Raw genomic sequence first — 15,463 nt, 5'->3', positions numbered from 1 at the left:
GACATAACAGCAGCTTTCCGTTGCCCATAATGCCTGCATGACTTCCACCGCCCCTGCCCGCCGCCCCCATGTCCTCATCGTCGGCTGTGGTTTCGGCGGGCTCGAGGCCGCGCGCCGGCTGCAGCGCGAGGCGGTCGACGTGACGGTGATCGAAAAAACCAACCACCACCTGTTCCAGCCCCTGCTCTACCAGGTCGCCACCGCCGGCCTGGCCGCGCCCTCGATCGCGGCGCCCACCCGGCTGCTGTTCCGCGGCCAGGCCTCGATCACCACGCTGCTGGGCGAGGTGACCGACATCCTGCCGGCCGAGCGCGCCGTGCAGCTGCGCGACGGCCAGCGCATCGGCTACGACCACCTGATCGTCGCGGCCGGCGCCACCCACAGCTACTTCGGCAACGACCACTGGGCCCGCTTCGCGCCGGGCCTCAAGACCCTGGCCGATGCCTTCGAGATCCGGCGCCATGTGCTGATGTCCTTCGAGGCCGCGGAGAAGGAAAGCGACCCGGTGCGCCAGCGCGCGCTGCTGACCTTCGCCGTGATCGGCGCCGGCCCGACCGGCGTCGAGATGGCCGGCACGTTGGCCGAGATCGCGCGCCACACGCTGGCCGGCGAGTTCCGCCGCATCGATCCGGCCAGCGCCGAGGTGCTGCTGATCGAGGGCGGCCCGCGGGTGCTGCAGGCCATGCCCGAGGGCCTGAGCCAGAAGGCCAGGGAACAGCTCGAGCGGCTGGGCGTGAAGGTGCGTTTGAACGCACGGGTCACCTCGATCGACGCCACCGGCCTCGACATCGCGGTGGGGGCCGAAGGCAGCACCGAACGCATCGACACCCACTGCGTGGTCTGGGCCGCGGGCGTGGCGGCCTCGCCGCTGGGCCGGCTGCTGGCCGATGCGGTCGGCGCCGAGGTCGACCGCGCGGGCCGCATCCGCGTCGAGCCCGACCTGAGCCTGGCCGGCCATCCCGAGATCAGCGTGGTGGGCGACCTGGCGGCCGCCTTGAGCCATGCGCCCGGCAAGGACCCGAAGCCCGTGCCCGGCGTCTCGCCGGGCGCCAAGCAGATGGGCCGCACCGCCGCGGCCAACGTGCTGCACCGGCTGGCCGGCGAGCCGACCGAGGCCTTCCGCTACCGCGACTACGGCAACCTCGCGACCATCGGCCGCAACTCGGCCGTGGTCGACCTCGGGACCCCCTTCGGCCCGCTGCGCTTCAGCGGCAAGCTCGCCTGGCTGTTCTGGCTGTTCGCCCACGTCTACTTCCTGATCGGCTTCCGCAACCGCCTGGTCGTGCTGATGGACTGGGCCAGCGCCTACTGGAGCTTCCAGCGCTATGCCCGCGTGGTGGCCGACGTGGACGTGGCGGGCAAGGGCGAGTCGTAGCCGCGCTCAGAGCGCCGCGTGGCCGTCGCGCGCGGCCTGCCGGGCCTGGGCCCGCACCGACTCGCGCGTGAGCCCGCCGCCGCCCTGCCCCAGGCTCAGCACGCCGGCCGAGGCCGCGTCGCCATAGAGGTTGCCGGCCCGGCTCGCGGCCAGGGCACCGGCGCGCACCGCGCCGCGGTCGGCCTGGTTCACCGCCACGGCCCGGGTCTGCGCGACCGAGGCTTCGCCGAACACCGGCGCGCGGGCCGCGGCACGCGCATCGACGGCGACGTCGGCACGCGAACGGACCGCATCGATGCGCTGCACGCCCTGGTAGCTTTCGGCCTGCGCGCCGGTGGCGACGCCCAGCAGGGACAGAACGATGGCGCCGAGAACTTGGGTGGTCTTCATGATGGATTTCCTTGGGTTGAAACGGGTGCGGGGGAGATCACTGCTGAAGGAAATTCAGCAGGTCGTTGTTGAGCCGGTCCTTGTGGGTGTCGGTCAGGCCGTGCGGCGCGCCTTCGTAGACGATCAGCTTGGCGTTCCTGATCAACCGGGCCGAGGCGCGGCCGGCGGCGTCGATGGGCACGATCTGGTCGTCGTCGCCGTGGATCACCAGCGTGGGCACGTCGAAGCGTTTCAGGTCTTCGGTGAAGTCGGTGGCCGAGAAGGCCGCGATCGAGTCGTAGGTGTTCTTGTGGCCGCCCTGCATGCCCTGCGCCCAGAAGGACTGGATCGCGCCCTGCGAAGGCTTGGCGCCCGGCCGGTTGAAGCCGAAGAAGGGGCCCGAGGCGATGTCCAGGTACAGCTGCGAACGGTCTGCCAGCGAGGCCTTGCGCAGGCCGTCGAAGACCTCGATCGGCAGGCCGCCCGGGTTGGCCGCGGTCTTCAGCATCAGCGGCGGCACCGAGCTCACGAGCACCGCCTTCTTGACCTTGGCCGTGCCATGGCGGCCGATGTAGCGCGCCACCTCGCCGCCGCCGGTGGAGAAGCCGACCAGCGTGACGTCCTTGAGCTGGAGCCCGTCGATCACGGCGGCCAGGTCGTCCGCGTAGTGGTCCATGTCGTTGCCGTCCCAGGGCTGGCTCGAGCGGCCATGGCCGCGGCGGTCGTGCGCCACCACGCGGTAGCCCTTGGACGCCAGGAACAGCATCTGCGACTCCCAGCTGTCCGAGTCCAGCGGCCAGCCATGGCTGAAGGTCACGACCGGTCCGTTGCGCGGGCCCCAGTCCTTGTAGTAGAGCTGGACGCCGTCCCTGGTGGTGATGTAGTTCGCGCTCTGCACGACGCCCGCCACGGGGCGTGCCGGCGCCGGCTCGGCCGCCAGCGCGGCGCCGCATGCGAGGGCCACGGCGGCCAGGACGGCAAGACGGGGGATGGTTTTCATGGCTTTTTCCTTTGAGGGGGGTGTGTTGAAGCGACAGAAGCAACTTTAGGCGCCCTGAAAAACGATTGGTGATAAAAAGTCCTGATAACTTGACTTGGAGTATTCATGGTCGATCGACTCGAAGCACTGCTCGCGCACTTCAGCGTGACGGCGAAGGTCTTCCAGAGCGGCGCGCTGTGCGGCATCAACGAGCTCTCGGACCGGGGCGGCTGCGGCCATCTGCACCTGGTGCGCAGCGGCGAGGTGGGCGTGAGCCATGGCGGCGCGGAAGTGCTGCGGATCACGCAGCCCAGCCTGCTGCTCTACCCGCAGCCGATGGCGCACCGCTTCCTCACCGACCCCAAGCACGGGGCCGATTTCGTCTGCGCGCAGCTGGATTTCGAGGGCGGTGCCCACAACCCGATCTGCGCCGCGCTGCCGCCCTTCGTCTGCGTGCCGCTGGCCGAGATCGGCGGCGCGCAGCAGGTGCTGAGCCTGCTGTTCGAGGAAGCCTTCGCGCAGCACTGCGGCCGGCAGGCGCTGCTCGACCGCCTGTTCGAGGTGGTGCTGATCCAGGTGCTGCGCCACCTGATGGAAAAGGGCCAGACCCGCGCCGGCATGCTGTCGGGGCTGTCGCATGCGCGGCTGCGCAACGCGATCGTGGCGATGCACGAGGGCGCCGAGCGCGACTGGACGCTCGACACGCTGGCCGAGCGCGCCGGCATGTCGCGCAGCGTCTTCGCCACGCAGTTCCGGGACACGGTAGGGTGCACGCCCGGCGCCTACCTGCAGCGCTGGCGCGTGGGCCTGGCGCAGCAGGCGCTGCGCCAGGGGCGATCGCTCAAGCTGATCGCCGGCGAGGTCGGCTACGGCAGCGAGGCCGCGCTGTCACGCGCCTTCAAGGCGCAGTGCGGGCTTTCGCCGCGCGAGTGGAAGCAGGCGCAGCAAGCCTAGGGCGATCAGGTCGCCGCGGCCGGCTCCTTCTCCTGCAGCAGCCGCCACATGACCTTGCCCGCGCCGCTCTTGGGCAGCGCGTCGACGAATTCCACCCGGCGAGGGATCTTGTAGACCGCCATGTTCTCGCGGCACCAGTCGATGATCTGCTGCTCGGTCGTGTCCTTGTGGGTGGCGCGCAGCACCACCACGGCCTTGACCGACTCGCCGCGGTAGGCATCCTTCATCGCGATCACGCAGGCTTCCTGGATCGCCGGATGCCTGAACATCAGCAGCTCGACCTCGGCCGGCCAGACCTTGAAGCCACTGGCGTTGATCATGCGCTTGAGCCGGTCGGTGATGAAGAAGTAGCCGTCCTCGTCGACCCGGCCCATGTCGCCGGTGCGGAAGTAGCGCTTGCCCTCGAACTCGATGAAGGCCGCCGCCGTGGCGTCGGGCCGCTTCCAGTAGCCCTGGAACACCTCGGGGCCGCAGGTGATGATCTCGCCGGACTCGCCGACCGGCAGCTCCTTGAAGGTGTCGGGGTCGACCACGCGCGAGTCGCTGCTCATGAACGGGATGCCCAGGCACTGCTGCTTGGGGTTGTCGGCCGGCTGCGCGTGCGAGGGCGCCGCGGTCTCGGTCAGGCCGTAGCCCTCCTGGTACTTGAGGCCGTACTGCTCGAACAGCCGCTGGGCCACCGCCTGCGGCATGGCGGCCCCGCCGCCGCCGATGTAGACCAGGCTGCGCAGGTCGAAGCTCGCGAAGTTGGGGCTGGCCATCAGGTCGATCACCATGGTCGGGATGTTGGTCCAGGTGGTGATCTTGCGCAGCGAGATCAGCCGACCCGCCACCTCGCGGTCCCAGCGCGGCATGATGACCAGCGTGCCGCCCGAGAAGATCGCGGTGTGCAGCATGCTCACCACGCCGGTGATGTGGAACATCGGGATCACGGCCAGCACCCGCGCTTCGGCCGACACCGAGCCCCAGAGCTGGCTCGCGACCGCGTTGTGCATCAGGCTCGAATGGTGGTGCACGCAGCCCTTGGGCAGGCCGGTGGTGCCGCTGGTGTAGGGCAGCAGCGCCATGTCGTCGGCGCCGACCACGTGCTCCGGCGCCGGATGGCCCGCATCCACCGCGTCCTGCCAGTGCATGGCGCTGCCGCCGGCCAGCGCCGGCAGCGGGTGGCGCGCCAGCAGCCAGTCGCGCCAGGCCGGCGCGGGGGCCTCGTCGCCGCTGACAGCGGCATCGAAGGCGTCGGTGAACTGGGTGACGATCAGGTGCGCCAGGCGCTGCGCGGGCTCGAGCGCGTCGCTGGCCTTGGCCAGTTCGGGCGCCAGGTCGCCGGTGGTGATCGCCACCTTGGCGTCGGGGTCGACGATGTAGTGCTTGAGCTCCTCGGCACGGTTCATCGGGTTGACCGGCACCACCACCGCATTGGCGCGCAGGATCGCGAAATGCGCGATCACGAGTTGCGGGCAGTTCTGCATGTCGAGCACCACGCGGTCGCCGCGGCGCACGCCCAGGGCGTGCAGCGTGCCGGCCAGGCGCTCGGCCTGGTCCACCAGTTCGCGGTAGCTCAGTTCGCGGCCGAAGAAGACCAGCGCCGCCTTGTCGGGATAGCGCGCGGCCGAGACGGCGAGGTTGTGCCACAGCGAGGTGGCGGGCACGGTGATGGCATGGGGCAGGCGCTGTGGCCAGAACTTGTGATGCGGACGGTCCATGAAGTCTCCCTTTTGAGCCCGACAGCCTACGACGCGAAGTCGGGCCCATGCATCGGGGAAGCCCCGAAGCGCGTCACCTGCGCGACGCCGAAAAAACCGACGATGGGCTGCGCGCCGACAGACGGCCGGGCGCGGGGGCTCTAAAAGGGGTCTCCATCCACCACCCCGAGGAGCTCCCATGGCAGCAGACAAGAAGGCAAGCGTTCACTGGGAAGGCGCCGGCAAGACCGGCCAGGGCCAGGTCAGCACCGAGACCGGTGCCCTCAAGGACTACCCCTACGGCTTCGCGAGCCGCTTCGGCGACGACCGCAAGGGCACCAACCCCGAGGAGATCGTGGGCGCCGCGCATGCGGCCTGCTTCACCATGGCCTTCGCCTTCGCGCTCGAAGCCGAGGGCCTGGCCGCGACGGCCATCGACACCCGCGCGGCGGTGCGGCTGGCCAAGGACGGCGCGGGCTTCAAGATCGACCGCATCGCGCTGGAACTCGACGCGGCCGTGCCCGGCCTCGACGAGGCGAGGTTCCAGGCCATCGCGGCGGCGGCCAAGGCCGGCTGCCCGCTGTCGAAGGCGCTGACCGGCGTGCCCGAGGTCACGCTCAAGGCCGTGCTCAAGGGCTGATCCAGGCGGCAGGATCCGGGTCGGCGCCGTTCGCACAGTCGCCGAAGACCCGGATGCCCGCCACGCCCTGCGCCTTGGCGGCGTACATGGCGCTGTCGGCATGCCGCAGCAACAGGTCGGGGTCGTGCCCGGCCTGCGGGTAGAGGGCGATGCCGATCGAGGCCGCCACCGACAGCACGTGGCCCTCGACCTGCAGCGGCTCGGCCAGCGCCGACAGGATGCGCCCCGCCAGCCGCCGCGCGCTCGCGGCCTCGTGCACCCGGTGCTGCAGCACCGCGAACTCGTCGCCGCCGAGCCGGGCCAGCACCTCGCCCGGTCCGCTCACCCGCCGCATCCGATCGGCCACCGCGATCAGCACCTGGTCGCCCACGGCGTGGCCGAAGCGGTCGTTGATCGGCTTGAAATGGTCGATGTCGATGTAGTGCACCGCGAAGGCCTCGCCGCCCTGCGCGGCCGCGGCGCTCGCGGTGCGCAGGTGCTCGAGGAACACCTCGCGGTTGACCAGCGAGGTCAGGCCGTCATGGCGCGCCAGGTGGCGGATGCGCTCTTCGCTGCGGCGCCGCTCGGTGATGTCGGTGTAGGTCCGCACCACGCCGCCGCCCTCGATCGGCACGCTGAAGATCTCGATCACGCTGCCGTCGGGGCGCTGCCGCTCGTAGCGCTGCACGCTGTCGAGGATGCCGCCGGACCGGATGAAGTCCATCACGTCCGCCGGCGTGCTGGAGAACTCGCCCCTGGCCATCTGGTGGTCCAGCACCTGCTGGAAGCTGGGGCGCGAGGCCATCAGGGCCTCGGGCAGGTCGAGCAGCTGCATGGCGCGCCGGTTGCACACCTCGACCACCCGCTCGGCATTGACCATCATGATGCCCTGCTCCATGCGTTCGAGCGTGGCCTCGAGCACCGCCGACTTCTGGCGCAGCAGCGCCTCGCTCTCGCGGGCGCGCCGCTCGGCGGCCCGCAGCAGCTGCTGCTGGCGCTTGAGCATCGTGATGTCGACATGGGCGTAGAAGCCCTTGCCGTCGGGGCTGCGCTGCGCGATCACGCGGCTCCAGCGGGCGCCGGGCAGCGGCAGTTCGAAGGGCGCGCCGGCAAAGCGCATGTTCTCCTCGAGGATGGCGATGCCCTCGTCGAACAGCGCCCGCTCGTCGCCGCGGTGCTCGGCCCAGGCCTGGCGATAGGCCTGCTCGAAGCGCAGCCCGTGCGCCGCGCGCCGGTGCGGCAGGCCGTACATCGCGACGAAGGGCTCGTTGACCCAGAGGATGCGGTCGTCGCTGCCGGTCACCATGACGCCATCGGCCACGTGGTCGAACAGCACCGTGCCGTCGACCTCGGGCGCGCCCGAAAGGCTGCCGAAGGCCGAGATCACCTCGTCGCCGCGCTCGGCCGTCTCCTGCTCCTTCCAGAGCCGGATCCGTCCCACGCCGGGCAAGGGCAGCGACGCGACGCACAGCGAGCGGCCCTCGTGCTCGAAGACGAAGGGGCGCTGCTGCGCGTGGTGCCGCGCCAGCCCTTCGGCGATGTAGCGCTCGATGGCCGGCATCTCGCGGGCGTCGAGCCGCCCTTCGTAGAAGCGGCGCAGGTTGGCGGCATAGGGCTCGCCGACCTGGACATGGCCCGCATGCTGGGGAAAGAAGCGCAGGAAGCTGCGGTTCCAGAGCAGCACGTTGTCGCCCTCGTCGAACAGGCAGACCGCGACCCCCAGCCCATCGAGCGCGGCCGCCACCGGCCTCAGCAAGGCGGCGGCCGCCTCCGGGCCGCCGTGAACCGGCAACTCTTGAGCGCTCATCTGAAGGTCTCCACGCGGTGTTCTGGCTGGGTGCAATTTTTGTTTTGCGTGGATTCTGCCTGCGAAGCCGGCGCCCCCGGCGCGCGGCCGCCCGGACGGCCGTGCGCACAGCGCTTGCATACCAGCAGGCACGGAACCTGCTGATGCCTGCGCCATGTCCATCTCCGCCTCCGAAATCAGTGCCCGCATCGTCGAAGCGGTGATGGCGGGCAAGCTCGCACCGGGTTCGCGCCTGGGCGAGCAGCAGCTCGCCATGCTGTTCGACTGCAGCCGCACCATCGTGCGGGAGGCGCTCACGCGCCTGGCCGCCCGCGGCATCGTGACCGTGTCCTCGCGCCGCGGCTGGTTCGTCATCGAGCCCTCCGAGGACGAAGCGCGCGAAGCCTTCGAGGCCCGCCGCGTGATCGAAGTCGGCCTGATCCGCAGCGCCGGCCGCATCGAGAAACCCGCGCTGCGCCGGCTCAAGCTGCACCTGCAGCGCGAGCAGGCCGCCGTGCAGGGCACCGACGTGGGCACACGCAGCTTCCTGCTGGGCGACTTCCACGTCTGCCTGGCCGAGTGCCTGGGCAACAGCCTGCTGGCCGACACGCTGCGCGACTTCACCGCGCGCACCACGCTGATCGCGATGCTCTACCAATCCACGCACGATGCCGCGCAATCGTGCGGCGACCACGTGCGCATCGTCGATGCACTGGCGCGGGGCGACGCGGCCCAGGCCGAGGCCCTGATGGCCGAACACATCGGAACGGTGCAGTCGGCGCTGCGCCTGCAGGCCCGCAGCGACCCGCTGGCGCACCTGCGCGATGCGCTCGCACCGGTTCGGGGCGGCGAACTGAACGACAAGAACAAGGCACACGTCTTGCATACAAGTCCCCGCAAGACGAAGGCGACGCGCAAATCGGCGCCCCCTTCTTCCTCTCCCGACGATTCATCGACCTACCTAGGAGCCCTGCTGTGAAGTCCTTCCTCTCCGCCACTTTCTCGACGCGCCGCGTCGCCCTGCTCGCGCTGGCTTCCTCCGCCCTGTTCGCCGCCGGTGCCGCCCAGGCCCAGGCCGCGCTGGACAACATTCTGAAGTCGAAGACGCTCAAGGTCGCAGTGCCCACCGACTACCCGCCCTACGGCTCGGTCGACCGCACCATGACGCCCATCGGCCTCGACGTCGAGATGGCGCAGCTGATCGCCGCGAAGCTGGGCGTGAAGGTCGAGCTGGTGCCCGTGACCAGCGCCAACCGCATCCCCTACCTGCAGACCAAGAAGGCCGACCTGGTGATCTCCACCTTGGGCAAGAACGCCGAGCGCGAGAAGGTGATCGACTTCTCCTCCGCCTATGCGCCCTTCTTCCAGGCCGTGTACGCGGCCAAGAGCATGAAGCTCGCGAGCTTCGCCGACATGGCCGGCAAGACCGTGGCCGTGACGCGCGGCGCGATGGAGGACCAGGAGCTCAACAAGGTGGCGCCGCCCAACGTCGACTACCGCCGCTTCGAGGACAACAACGCGACCATCGCCGCCTTCGTGGCCGGCCAGACCCAGACCATCGCCACCAGCGCCGCGGTGGCGGGCGACATGCTGGCCAAGAACCCCAAGGTCAGCGCCGAGTTCAAGCTGCTGCTCAAGGACAGCCCCTGCTTCGTGGGCATCGCCAAGAACGAGACCGCGTTGAAGACCAAGGTCAACGAGATCATCGCGGCCGCGAAAAAGGACGGCACCCTCGACGCGATGTCGAAAAAATGGCTCGGCAAGGCCGCCGGCGACCTTCCTGTATAGGCCCACCCCCGACGCGGCTCACTCCGTGTAGCCGCCTCCCCCTCCAGGGGGCGACACCAGCGGCCCGGCGAAGCCGGTTCCGCGGTGTCCCACGACTGAAGAACAAGTGCGATCGCTGTTCATGTGCCTGGCACCAAGGAGCCTTTGATATGGAATTCGACTTCGGCGCCGTCCTCGTCGACTGGCGGCTGCTGGCCAAGGGCATCGGCTGGACCGTGGGCCTGACGGCCATCGCCACGCTGATCGGCATGGTGGTGGGCGTGGCCTGCGCCTGGGCGCGGTCCAGCGGGCCGGCCTGGCTGCGCTGGGGGGTGGGCACCTATGTGGAGCTGATCCGCAACACGCCCTTCATCGTGCAGCTGTTCTTCATCTTCTTCGGCCTGCCGGCCGCGGGGGTGAAGCTCACGCCGGAGACGGCCGCGGTCATCGCGATGGTGGCCAACCTCGGCGCCTACGCGACCGAGATCATCCGCGCCGGCATCGAGGCCACGCCGCGCGGCCAGATCGAGGCGGCCGTGAGCCTGGCGCTCAACAAGGTGCAGGTGTTCACCCGCGTGGTGCTGCCGCCGGCGCTGAAGAAGGTCTGGCCCGCGATGGTGAGCCAGATCATCATCGTGATGCTGGGCTCGGCCGTGTGCAGCCAGATCTCGGTCGAGGACCTGAGCTACGCCGCCAACCTGATCCAGAGCCGCAACTTCCGCGCCTTCGAGGCCTTCATCATCGCCACGGTGCTGTACCTGGCGCTGTCGGTCGGCCTGCGCCGCCTGCTCAACTGGGCCGGCCCGCGCTGGTTCTTCGGCCGCTGAACGCGGGGGAAAGATCATGAACGACTTCTCCCTCTGGGACATCCTGCGCAACCTGCTGATGGCGCTGCGCTGGACCGTCGCGCTGTCGGTGATCGCCTTCGTCGGCGGCGGCGTGGTGGGCGCGCTGCTGCTGTTCCTGCGGCTGCGCGCGGGCAAGGCGCTCGACCGCGCGATCGGCACCTATGTGCAGCTGTTCCAGGGCACGCCGCTGCTGATGCAGCTGTTCCTGGCCTACTTCGGCATCGCGCTGCTGGGCGTCGAGGTCTCGGCCTGGACCGCGGCCACGGTCGCGCTCACGCTCTACACCAGCGCCTACCTCACCGAGATCTGGCGCGGCTGCGTGGCCTCGATCCCCAAGGGCCAGTGGGAGGCCTCGGGCAGCCTGGCGCTCGGCTTCGGCGAGCAGATGCGCCACGTGATCCTGCCGCAGGCCCTGAAGATCGCGACCGCGCCCACGGTCGGCTTCCTGGTCCAGGTGGTCAAGGGCACGGCGCTGGCCTCGGTGATCGGTTTTGTCGAACTGACCAAGGCCGGCAGCATGATTTCCAACGCCACCTTCCAGCCCTTCGTGGTGTTCAGCTGCGTGGCGCTGATGTACTTCGCCCTCTGTTTCCCGATCAGCCTCTATGCACGGCACCTCGAAAGGAAGATCCATGTCCATCGTCGCTGAAGCCCCGGCGCATGCCGCCCACGTGGCGGCCGGCGCGCCCATCGTGCAGATCACGGCGCTGCGCAAGTCCTACGGCACCAACGAAGTGCTCAAGGGCATCGACCTCACGGTCAAGCGCGGCGAGGTGATCGCGATCATCGGCAAGAGCGGCTCGGGCAAGAGCACGCTGCTGCGTTGCATCAACGGGCTCGAGGTTTTTCAGCAAGGATCGCTGAGCGTCGACGGCAAGCCGCTGCTGCACGAGAGCGCGATGGCGATGCGCGAGCTGCGCCAACGCGTGGGCATGATCTTCCAGGGCTTCAACCTGTTCCCGCACCTCACGGTGGGCAGGAACGTGATGCTCGCGCCCACGCTGGTGAAGAAGCGCAGCACGCTCGAGACCGCCTCGCAGGCCCGCAAGCTGCTCACGCGCGTGGGTCTGGCCGAGAAGTTCGACGCCATGCCCGACCAGCTCTCGGGCGGCCAGCAGCAGCGCGTGGCCATCGCCCGCGCGCTGGCGATGGAGCCGGCCGTGCTGCTGTGCGACGAGATCACCTCGGCCCTCGACCCCGAACTGGTGGGCGAGGTGCTGCGCGTGGTCGAGTCGCTGGCCGAAGAGGGCATGACCTTGCTGATGGTCACGCACGAGATGAGCTTCGCGCGCAAGGTCGGCGACCGCGTGATCTTCATGCACCAGGGCCGGGTGCACGAGATGGGGCCGCCGGCCGAGCTGTTCGCGAATCCGCAGACGCCGGAACTCCAGCAGTTCCTGTCCTCGCTGCACGACTGACGGGCCGCGAACCTGCGCGTTGCACACTTCGATAGCGATCAGTCAGCCATGTAGAAAACCATTGGCGGCCGGCCCTCTATCTTGGCGACGTAGAAGGGACCGTCGTCCGCCGTCGGCGCGGTGATCACATAGGACCAGTTTCTACCCGTTTCGGAAAGCGTTGCGCGCGAACTGGTGAGCGTGAACTGCTCGGGCCGATCTCCTGAACTAAAGACCTGACGCCTTTCGTTCCAATTAAATGCGGCACTGCCAGCTGAGCGACGCGGCAACGACACCAGACTCAGAGCGGCCTTTGATACGGCAGCAGCCGTGGCATCCAGGTTTAGCACGAGAGCGCCCCCCTGTCGCGGTGCGGGCACCCACCGCAACTGGAAGGTGTATGGAGCCTCGGCAACGGCATCTGCCGCTCTCACAAACTGGGCGCAAAGGGTATCCACATCGGAAAAGAGTGATCCGTTCAGAACGCTCGAAGTCACCCTATCGGGCTTGCCGACGATCCGCATGATCTCGACTTCCGCTGTCGCCTTCAACTCGATCTCCGACTTTGTTGGGCAAATCGCCGAACGTTGATGGAGCGGATAGAAATAGAGAACTCCGTCGGCGACGCCGCTCACCTCATAGGGCACATGCCGCATAGACCCATTGACAATAAAGCCTGCGCTGTAACTCAGACTGGCAAGATGCAAGGAAAGCGTACCGAGTTCGACTTGGAGGTCCGCCGTACGTGTCTCAAACGCGTGTGTCGTTGGATTGGCATATGTTCCCTTCACCCGAAAAACATAACGACCAGGCGCAACATCGGCAATCCTTATTTTTCGCAGCGATCCTGTCCGGGGAAAAAAAGATCCACCGGCACCATACAACTCCGTCACGATGGCACCGTCGACATTCGAACCATCCAGATTGAAAAGTTGGTAGTTCAGGCTGATCGAGCGACTCAAATTGTCGGAAACCTCGATGTCGAATTCACCATTGACGACAATGGGGTTGACGGTATCGAGGGCACGACGAACACTCTCGACATCGTTCTGCGGTGGCGCCACATCGGCACCGGGACCCGGCGCGCCAATGTCAGGACGAGTCGCTTCTGTTGGAGGAGCGCCATTTGACGATCTGGATTGGGCCGCATCGCCTTCACCACTGCTACCGCCGCCTCCACATGCGCTTAGCGCGAGCACGACGAAGGCCAGCAATGCGCGAGAAGAAATATTGCGCAGACCTGCGCGCTCTGTTCGTTTCATCTATCCTCCCTGGATTTTTAGTGACTACGAAATACCAGACGCAAGCCTAAAAGATGCAACCTTCTTTGCACGATAGATCCTCACAAACTACTCCTTGAAGATGCCAAAAAATGACGCAATAGCTGAAGTCGGTTGTGTCACAGCGATCTATCGGCGCCGTGCAGTCGGGAACGATTGCCTTTGTGGCAAGCTCTGAGTTCCATGCGATATGCCAACGACTACTCAAGCTTTGACCTACAACGGGAACGTCGATTGGCGTTGAAGGCCCTGATCGGGATTGCAACCGGCGCGCCCCTGGCCGCGCTGGCCGGCTTCAACTTCTTCACCAGCGAATACACCATCGGCCGCGACGAGCTGCAGGCGCAGATCGCCAAGCGCTTCCCGGTGCGCCAGCGCTATGCCGAGCTGTTCTCGGTGAGTCTGCGCGATCCGCAGCTGACGCTCGACCCGGCCGCCAACCGCGCCGGCATCACGGCGAACATGACCATCGGCAGCCCGCTGCTGCAGCCCTCGAGTGTCGAGGGCATCGTGTCGGTCAGCAGCGCATTGAAGTACGACGTGGCCGCGCTCGCGCTGCGGCTGCACGAACCGCGCGCCGAGCGCATCGAGCTGCAGGGCCTGGACGGACGCGACGCCGAGCGGCTGCAGAAGATCGGTGGGCTGGTGGCGCAGGAACTGCTGCGCGACTACCCTCTGCGCACCTTCAAGCCCGAGGAACTGACCGTGGGCCGCAAGACCTACCAGATCGGCGACATCACGGTGCAACAAGACGACATCAAGGTCGCCTTGCTATGACCCCCCCGAAGCGCCTGCGGCGCCTCCCCCCAGGGGGCGCACCCGGCGGCCTGGCGGCGCCAGTTCCGCGGGTGCCCTTGCCTCGGGTCGCGTCGGTTCCATGCGCTGCGGGCGCCTACACCCTGGAGATATGAAATGCCACGTGCACGCCCCTTGATCGCCACCGCGCTGCTGGCCCTCGCGACCTTCGCCGCCCAGGCCTTCGACATCCAGGCCCACCGCGGCGGCCGCGGCCTGTGGCCCGAGAACACGCTGCATGCCTTCGACCAGGCCGTGACCATGGGCGTGAGCACGCTCGAGCTGGACATCGGGCTCACGGCCGACGGCGTGGTGGTGGTGTCGCACGACATGGCGCTCAACCCGGCGCACACGCGCGATGCGAAGGGCCAGTGGCTGCCCGCGGCCGGCCCGCTGATCCATTCGCTCACGCTGGCGCAGTTGCAGGCCTACGACGTGGGCCGGCTGCAGCCCGGCAGCAAGTACGCCGAGCAGTTCGCCAGCCAGACCGCCCATGACGGCGAGCGCATCCCGACGCTGGCCTCGGTGTTCGCGCTGGTGCAGGCGCGCCGCGCGCATGCGGTGCGCTTCAACATCGAGACCAAGATCGACCCCACGCAGCCCGACAGCAGCGCCGCGCCCGAGGCGATGGTGCGCGCGCTGCTGGCCGAGATCGACAAGGCCGGCATGGCCGATCGGGTGACCCTGCAGAGCTTCGACTGGCGCACGCTGGCGCTGGTGGGGAAACTCGCGCCGTCGATGCCGCGGGCCTACCTCACGACCGCGCGCACCCTGAAAGACCCGCGCTGGACCGCCGGCCTGAACGCGGCCGATTTCGGCTCGACGCCCAAGCTGGTCAAGGCCGCGGCCGGCGACGGTACGGCGCCGGTGCTGTGGTCGCCGGCCGGCAACGACGTGACGCCCGCGGCCGTCAAGGAGGCGCAGGCGCTGGGCCTGAAGGTCGTGCCGTGGACCGTCAACAAGCCGGCCGACATCCAGGCCCTGCTGGACATGGGCGTCGACGGCCTGATCAGCGACTACCCCGACCGCCTGCGCACGGCGGTGCGGGCGCAGGGCTTGCCGATGCCGCTGCCGACCGGCCCCGTCAACTAGACGTGCCGCGTGGCCGAGGTGCCACGTTCGCCCTGCAGGGCCTGCGCGTCGGCGCGTTCGTGCAGCGACTCGATGATGTGGCACTGCGCATCGCTGCCGTCGCAGCTGTCGCGCAGCGCGAGCAGGTCTTTCTCCAAGGTGCGCAGTTCGTCCAGGCGCTCGCGCACATGGCCCAGGTGCGCATCGAGCGCGACGCAGGCCGCGTCGCAATCGGCCTTGCTGCGCAGGTCCAGGCCCAGCAGCGTGCGCACCTCGTCGAGCGACATGTCCATCGCGCGGCACAGCCTGACGAAGCGCAAGGCGTGCACGTCGGCATCGCTGTAGAAACGGTAGCTGTTGTCGGCCCGGCCGGGCGGCGCGATCAGGCCCTGCTTCTCGTAGTAGCGGATGTTGGCGGCGCTCACGCCGCTGGCCGCGGCGGCCTCGCCGATGCGGTAACCCTGGGTGGCGTGCGGCTTTGGAAGGGACATGGCTTGACCTTGGAGTGACTTCAACCTTTCCAATCGTGGCACATCTTCGA

At 68.4% G+C, this 15,463-nt stretch carries 16 protein-coding genes; 10 read left to right on the top strand and 6 right to left on the bottom strand.

Annotation, left to right across the window (positions count from 1 at the left end; all coding sequences use genetic code 11):
• Positions 1 to 37: 37 nt before the first annotated feature.
• Complete coding sequence (locus QTI20_RS03285; RefSeq protein WP_286550290.1) at positions 38 to 1,375, top strand: NAD(P)/FAD-dependent oxidoreductase; 1,338 nt, start codon at positions 38 to 40, stop codon at positions 1,373 to 1,375.
• Positions 1,376 to 1,381: 6 nt separating this feature from the next.
• Here the strand turns inward: QTI20_RS03285 and QTI20_RS03280 are convergent, their stop codons facing one another.
• On the bottom strand, positions 1,382 to 1,765 hold the full coding sequence (locus tag QTI20_RS03280; RefSeq protein ID WP_286550291.1) for a helicase SNF2: 384 nt from the start codon (positions 1,763 to 1,765) through the stop codon (positions 1,382 to 1,384).
• Between the two features lie 37 nt (positions 1,766 to 1,802).
• Positions 1,803 to 2,744, bottom strand: coding sequence for an alpha/beta fold hydrolase (locus tag QTI20_RS03275; RefSeq protein WP_286550293.1), 942 nt, complete (start codon positions 2,742 to 2,744; stop codon positions 1,803 to 1,805).
• Between the two features lie 105 nt (positions 2,745 to 2,849).
• Here QTI20_RS03275 and QTI20_RS03270 point away from each other — a divergent pair, with 105 nt between their 5' ends.
• Positions 2,850 to 3,677, top strand: coding sequence for an AraC family transcriptional regulator (locus QTI20_RS03270; RefSeq protein WP_286550295.1), 828 nt, complete (start codon positions 2,850 to 2,852; stop codon positions 3,675 to 3,677).
• A gap of 5 nt (positions 3,678 to 3,682) precedes the next feature.
• On the opposite strand, the gene QTI20_RS03265 is transcribed toward QTI20_RS03270, so the two are convergent.
• Entirely contained in the window at positions 3,683 to 5,380 is a 1,698-nt protein-coding gene (locus QTI20_RS03265) for a long-chain fatty acid--CoA ligase (protein ID WP_286550296.1), read from the bottom strand.
• A 178-nt stretch (positions 5,381 to 5,558) separates the two neighbouring features.
• Here QTI20_RS03265 and QTI20_RS03260 point away from each other — a divergent pair, with 178 nt between their 5' ends.
• Positions 5,559 to 5,999: an OsmC family peroxiredoxin gene (locus tag QTI20_RS03260; protein WP_286550297.1), complete on the top strand. Its 441-nt coding sequence runs from the start codon at positions 5,559 to 5,561 to the stop codon at positions 5,997 to 5,999.
• On the opposite strand, the gene QTI20_RS03255 is transcribed toward QTI20_RS03260, so the two are convergent.
• Positions 5,989 to 7,785, bottom strand: coding sequence for a PAS-domain containing protein (locus QTI20_RS03255; RefSeq protein WP_286550299.1), 1,797 nt, complete (start codon positions 7,783 to 7,785; stop codon positions 5,989 to 5,991). The two genes, QTI20_RS03260 and QTI20_RS03255, sit on opposite strands and share 11 nt — an antisense overlap.
• Positions 7,786 to 7,939: 154 nt before the next feature.
• Here QTI20_RS03255 and QTI20_RS03250 point away from each other — a divergent pair, with 154 nt between their 5' ends.
• The 5 genes from QTI20_RS03250 (at position 7,940) to QTI20_RS03230 (ending at position 11,797) form a co-directional block, all read left to right on the top strand.
• Positions 7,940 to 8,743, top strand: coding sequence for a GntR family transcriptional regulator (locus tag QTI20_RS03250; protein ID WP_219211723.1), 804 nt, complete (start codon positions 7,940 to 7,942; stop codon positions 8,741 to 8,743).
• Positions 8,740 to 9,552 carry a transporter substrate-binding domain-containing protein gene (locus QTI20_RS03245; protein ID WP_286550301.1) on the top strand — a complete coding sequence of 271 codons (813 nt, stop codon included), beginning with the start codon at positions 8,740 to 8,742 and terminating at the stop codon, positions 9,550 to 9,552. Before QTI20_RS03250 ends, QTI20_RS03245 begins: the two co-directional genes overlap by 4 nt.
• Positions 9,553 to 9,701: 149 nt before the next feature.
• Complete coding sequence (locus tag QTI20_RS03240) at positions 9,702 to 10,358, top strand: amino acid ABC transporter permease (protein WP_183023255.1); 657 nt, start codon at positions 9,702 to 9,704, stop codon at positions 10,356 to 10,358.
• Positions 10,359 to 10,374: 16 nt separating this feature from the next.
• Positions 10,375 to 11,028 carry an amino acid ABC transporter permease gene (locus QTI20_RS03235; RefSeq protein ID WP_286550303.1) on the top strand — a complete coding sequence of 218 codons (654 nt, stop codon included), beginning with the start codon at positions 10,375 to 10,377 and terminating at the stop codon, positions 11,026 to 11,028.
• Positions 11,012 to 11,797: an amino acid ABC transporter ATP-binding protein gene (locus QTI20_RS03230; protein WP_286550305.1), complete on the top strand. Its 786-nt coding sequence runs from the start codon at positions 11,012 to 11,014 to the stop codon at positions 11,795 to 11,797. Before QTI20_RS03235 ends, QTI20_RS03230 begins: the two co-directional genes overlap by 17 nt.
• Positions 11,798 to 11,835: 38 nt before the next feature.
• Here the strand turns inward: QTI20_RS03230 and QTI20_RS03225 are convergent, their stop codons facing one another.
• Entirely contained in the window at positions 11,836 to 13,038 is a 1,203-nt protein-coding gene (locus QTI20_RS03225; RefSeq protein ID WP_286550307.1) for a hypothetical protein, read from the bottom strand.
• Positions 13,039 to 13,290: 252 nt separating this feature from the next.
• Between QTI20_RS03225 and QTI20_RS03220 the strand changes: the two genes are divergently transcribed.
• Both QTI20_RS03220 and QTI20_RS03215 read left to right on the top strand, forming a co-directional pair.
• A complete protein-coding gene (locus QTI20_RS03220; protein WP_286550309.1) occupies positions 13,291 to 13,833 on the top strand; it encodes a DUF1439 domain-containing protein in 543 nt (180 codons plus the stop codon).
• Between the two features lie 135 nt (positions 13,834 to 13,968).
• Entirely contained in the window at positions 13,969 to 14,943 is a 975-nt protein-coding gene (locus tag QTI20_RS03215) for a glycerophosphodiester phosphodiesterase (RefSeq protein ID WP_286550310.1), read from the top strand.
• Here the strand turns inward: QTI20_RS03215 and QTI20_RS03210 are convergent.
• Positions 14,940 to 15,413, bottom strand: coding sequence for a MerR family transcriptional regulator (locus QTI20_RS03210; protein ID WP_183023247.1), 474 nt, complete (start codon positions 15,411 to 15,413; stop codon positions 14,940 to 14,942). The genes QTI20_RS03215 and QTI20_RS03210 overlap by 4 nt on opposite strands.
• Positions 15,414 to 15,463: the final 50 nt, after the last annotated feature.

Origin of the sequence: Variovorax sp. J2P1-31, from assembly GCF_030317215.1 — a bacterium.
GTDB lineage: Bacteria > Pseudomonadota > Gammaproteobacteria > Burkholderiales > Burkholderiaceae_C > Variovorax.
The sequence above is the reverse complement of the archived record's forward strand: the minus strand, read 5'-3'. Positions and strand labels throughout refer to the sequence as shown.

Excerpts from the sequence above, each read along its gene's own strand:
- QTI20_RS03250 (WP_219211723.1), top strand. The coding sequence starts at position 7,940 with ATGTCCATCTCCGCCTCCGAAATCAGTGCCCGCATCGTCGAAGCGGTG.
- QTI20_RS03240 (WP_183023255.1), top strand. The coding sequence starts at position 9,702 with ATGGAATTCGACTTCGGCGCCGTCCTCGTCGACTGGCGGCTGCTGGCC.
- QTI20_RS03235 (WP_286550303.1), top strand. The coding sequence starts at position 10,375 with ATGAACGACTTCTCCCTCTGGGACATCCTGCGCAACCTGCTGATGGCG.
- QTI20_RS03285 (WP_286550290.1), top strand. The coding sequence starts at position 38 with ATGACTTCCACCGCCCCTGCCCGCCGCCCCCATGTCCTCATCGTCGGC.
- QTI20_RS03260 (WP_286550297.1), top strand. The coding sequence starts at position 5,559 with ATGGCAGCAGACAAGAAGGCAAGCGTTCACTGGGAAGGCGCCGGCAAG.
- QTI20_RS03230 (WP_286550305.1), top strand. The coding sequence starts at position 11,012 with ATGTCCATCGTCGCTGAAGCCCCGGCGCATGCCGCCCACGTGGCGGCC.
- QTI20_RS03255 (WP_286550299.1), bottom strand. The coding sequence starts at position 7,785 with ATGAGCGCTCAAGAGTTGCCGGTTCACGGCGGCCCGGAGGCGGCCGCC.
- QTI20_RS03210 (WP_183023247.1), bottom strand. The coding sequence starts at position 15,413 with ATGTCCCTTCCAAAGCCGCACGCCACCCAGGGTTACCGCATCGGCGAG.
- QTI20_RS03265 (WP_286550296.1), bottom strand. The coding sequence starts at position 5,380 with ATGGACCGTCCGCATCACAAGTTCTGGCCACAGCGCCTGCCCCATGCC.
- QTI20_RS03275 (WP_286550293.1), bottom strand. The coding sequence starts at position 2,744 with ATGAAAACCATCCCCCGTCTTGCCGTCCTGGCCGCCGTGGCCCTCGCA.
- QTI20_RS03280 (WP_286550291.1), bottom strand. The coding sequence starts at position 1,765 with ATGAAGACCACCCAAGTTCTCGGCGCCATCGTTCTGTCCCTGCTGGGC.
- QTI20_RS03270 (WP_286550295.1), top strand. The coding sequence starts at position 2,850 with ATGGTCGATCGACTCGAAGCACTGCTCGCGCACTTCAGCGTGACGGCG.
- QTI20_RS03225 (WP_286550307.1), bottom strand. The coding sequence starts at position 13,038 with ATGAAACGAACAGAGCGCGCAGGTCTGCGCAATATTTCTTCTCGCGCA.
- QTI20_RS03215 (WP_286550310.1), top strand. The coding sequence starts at position 13,969 with ATGCCACGTGCACGCCCCTTGATCGCCACCGCGCTGCTGGCCCTCGCG.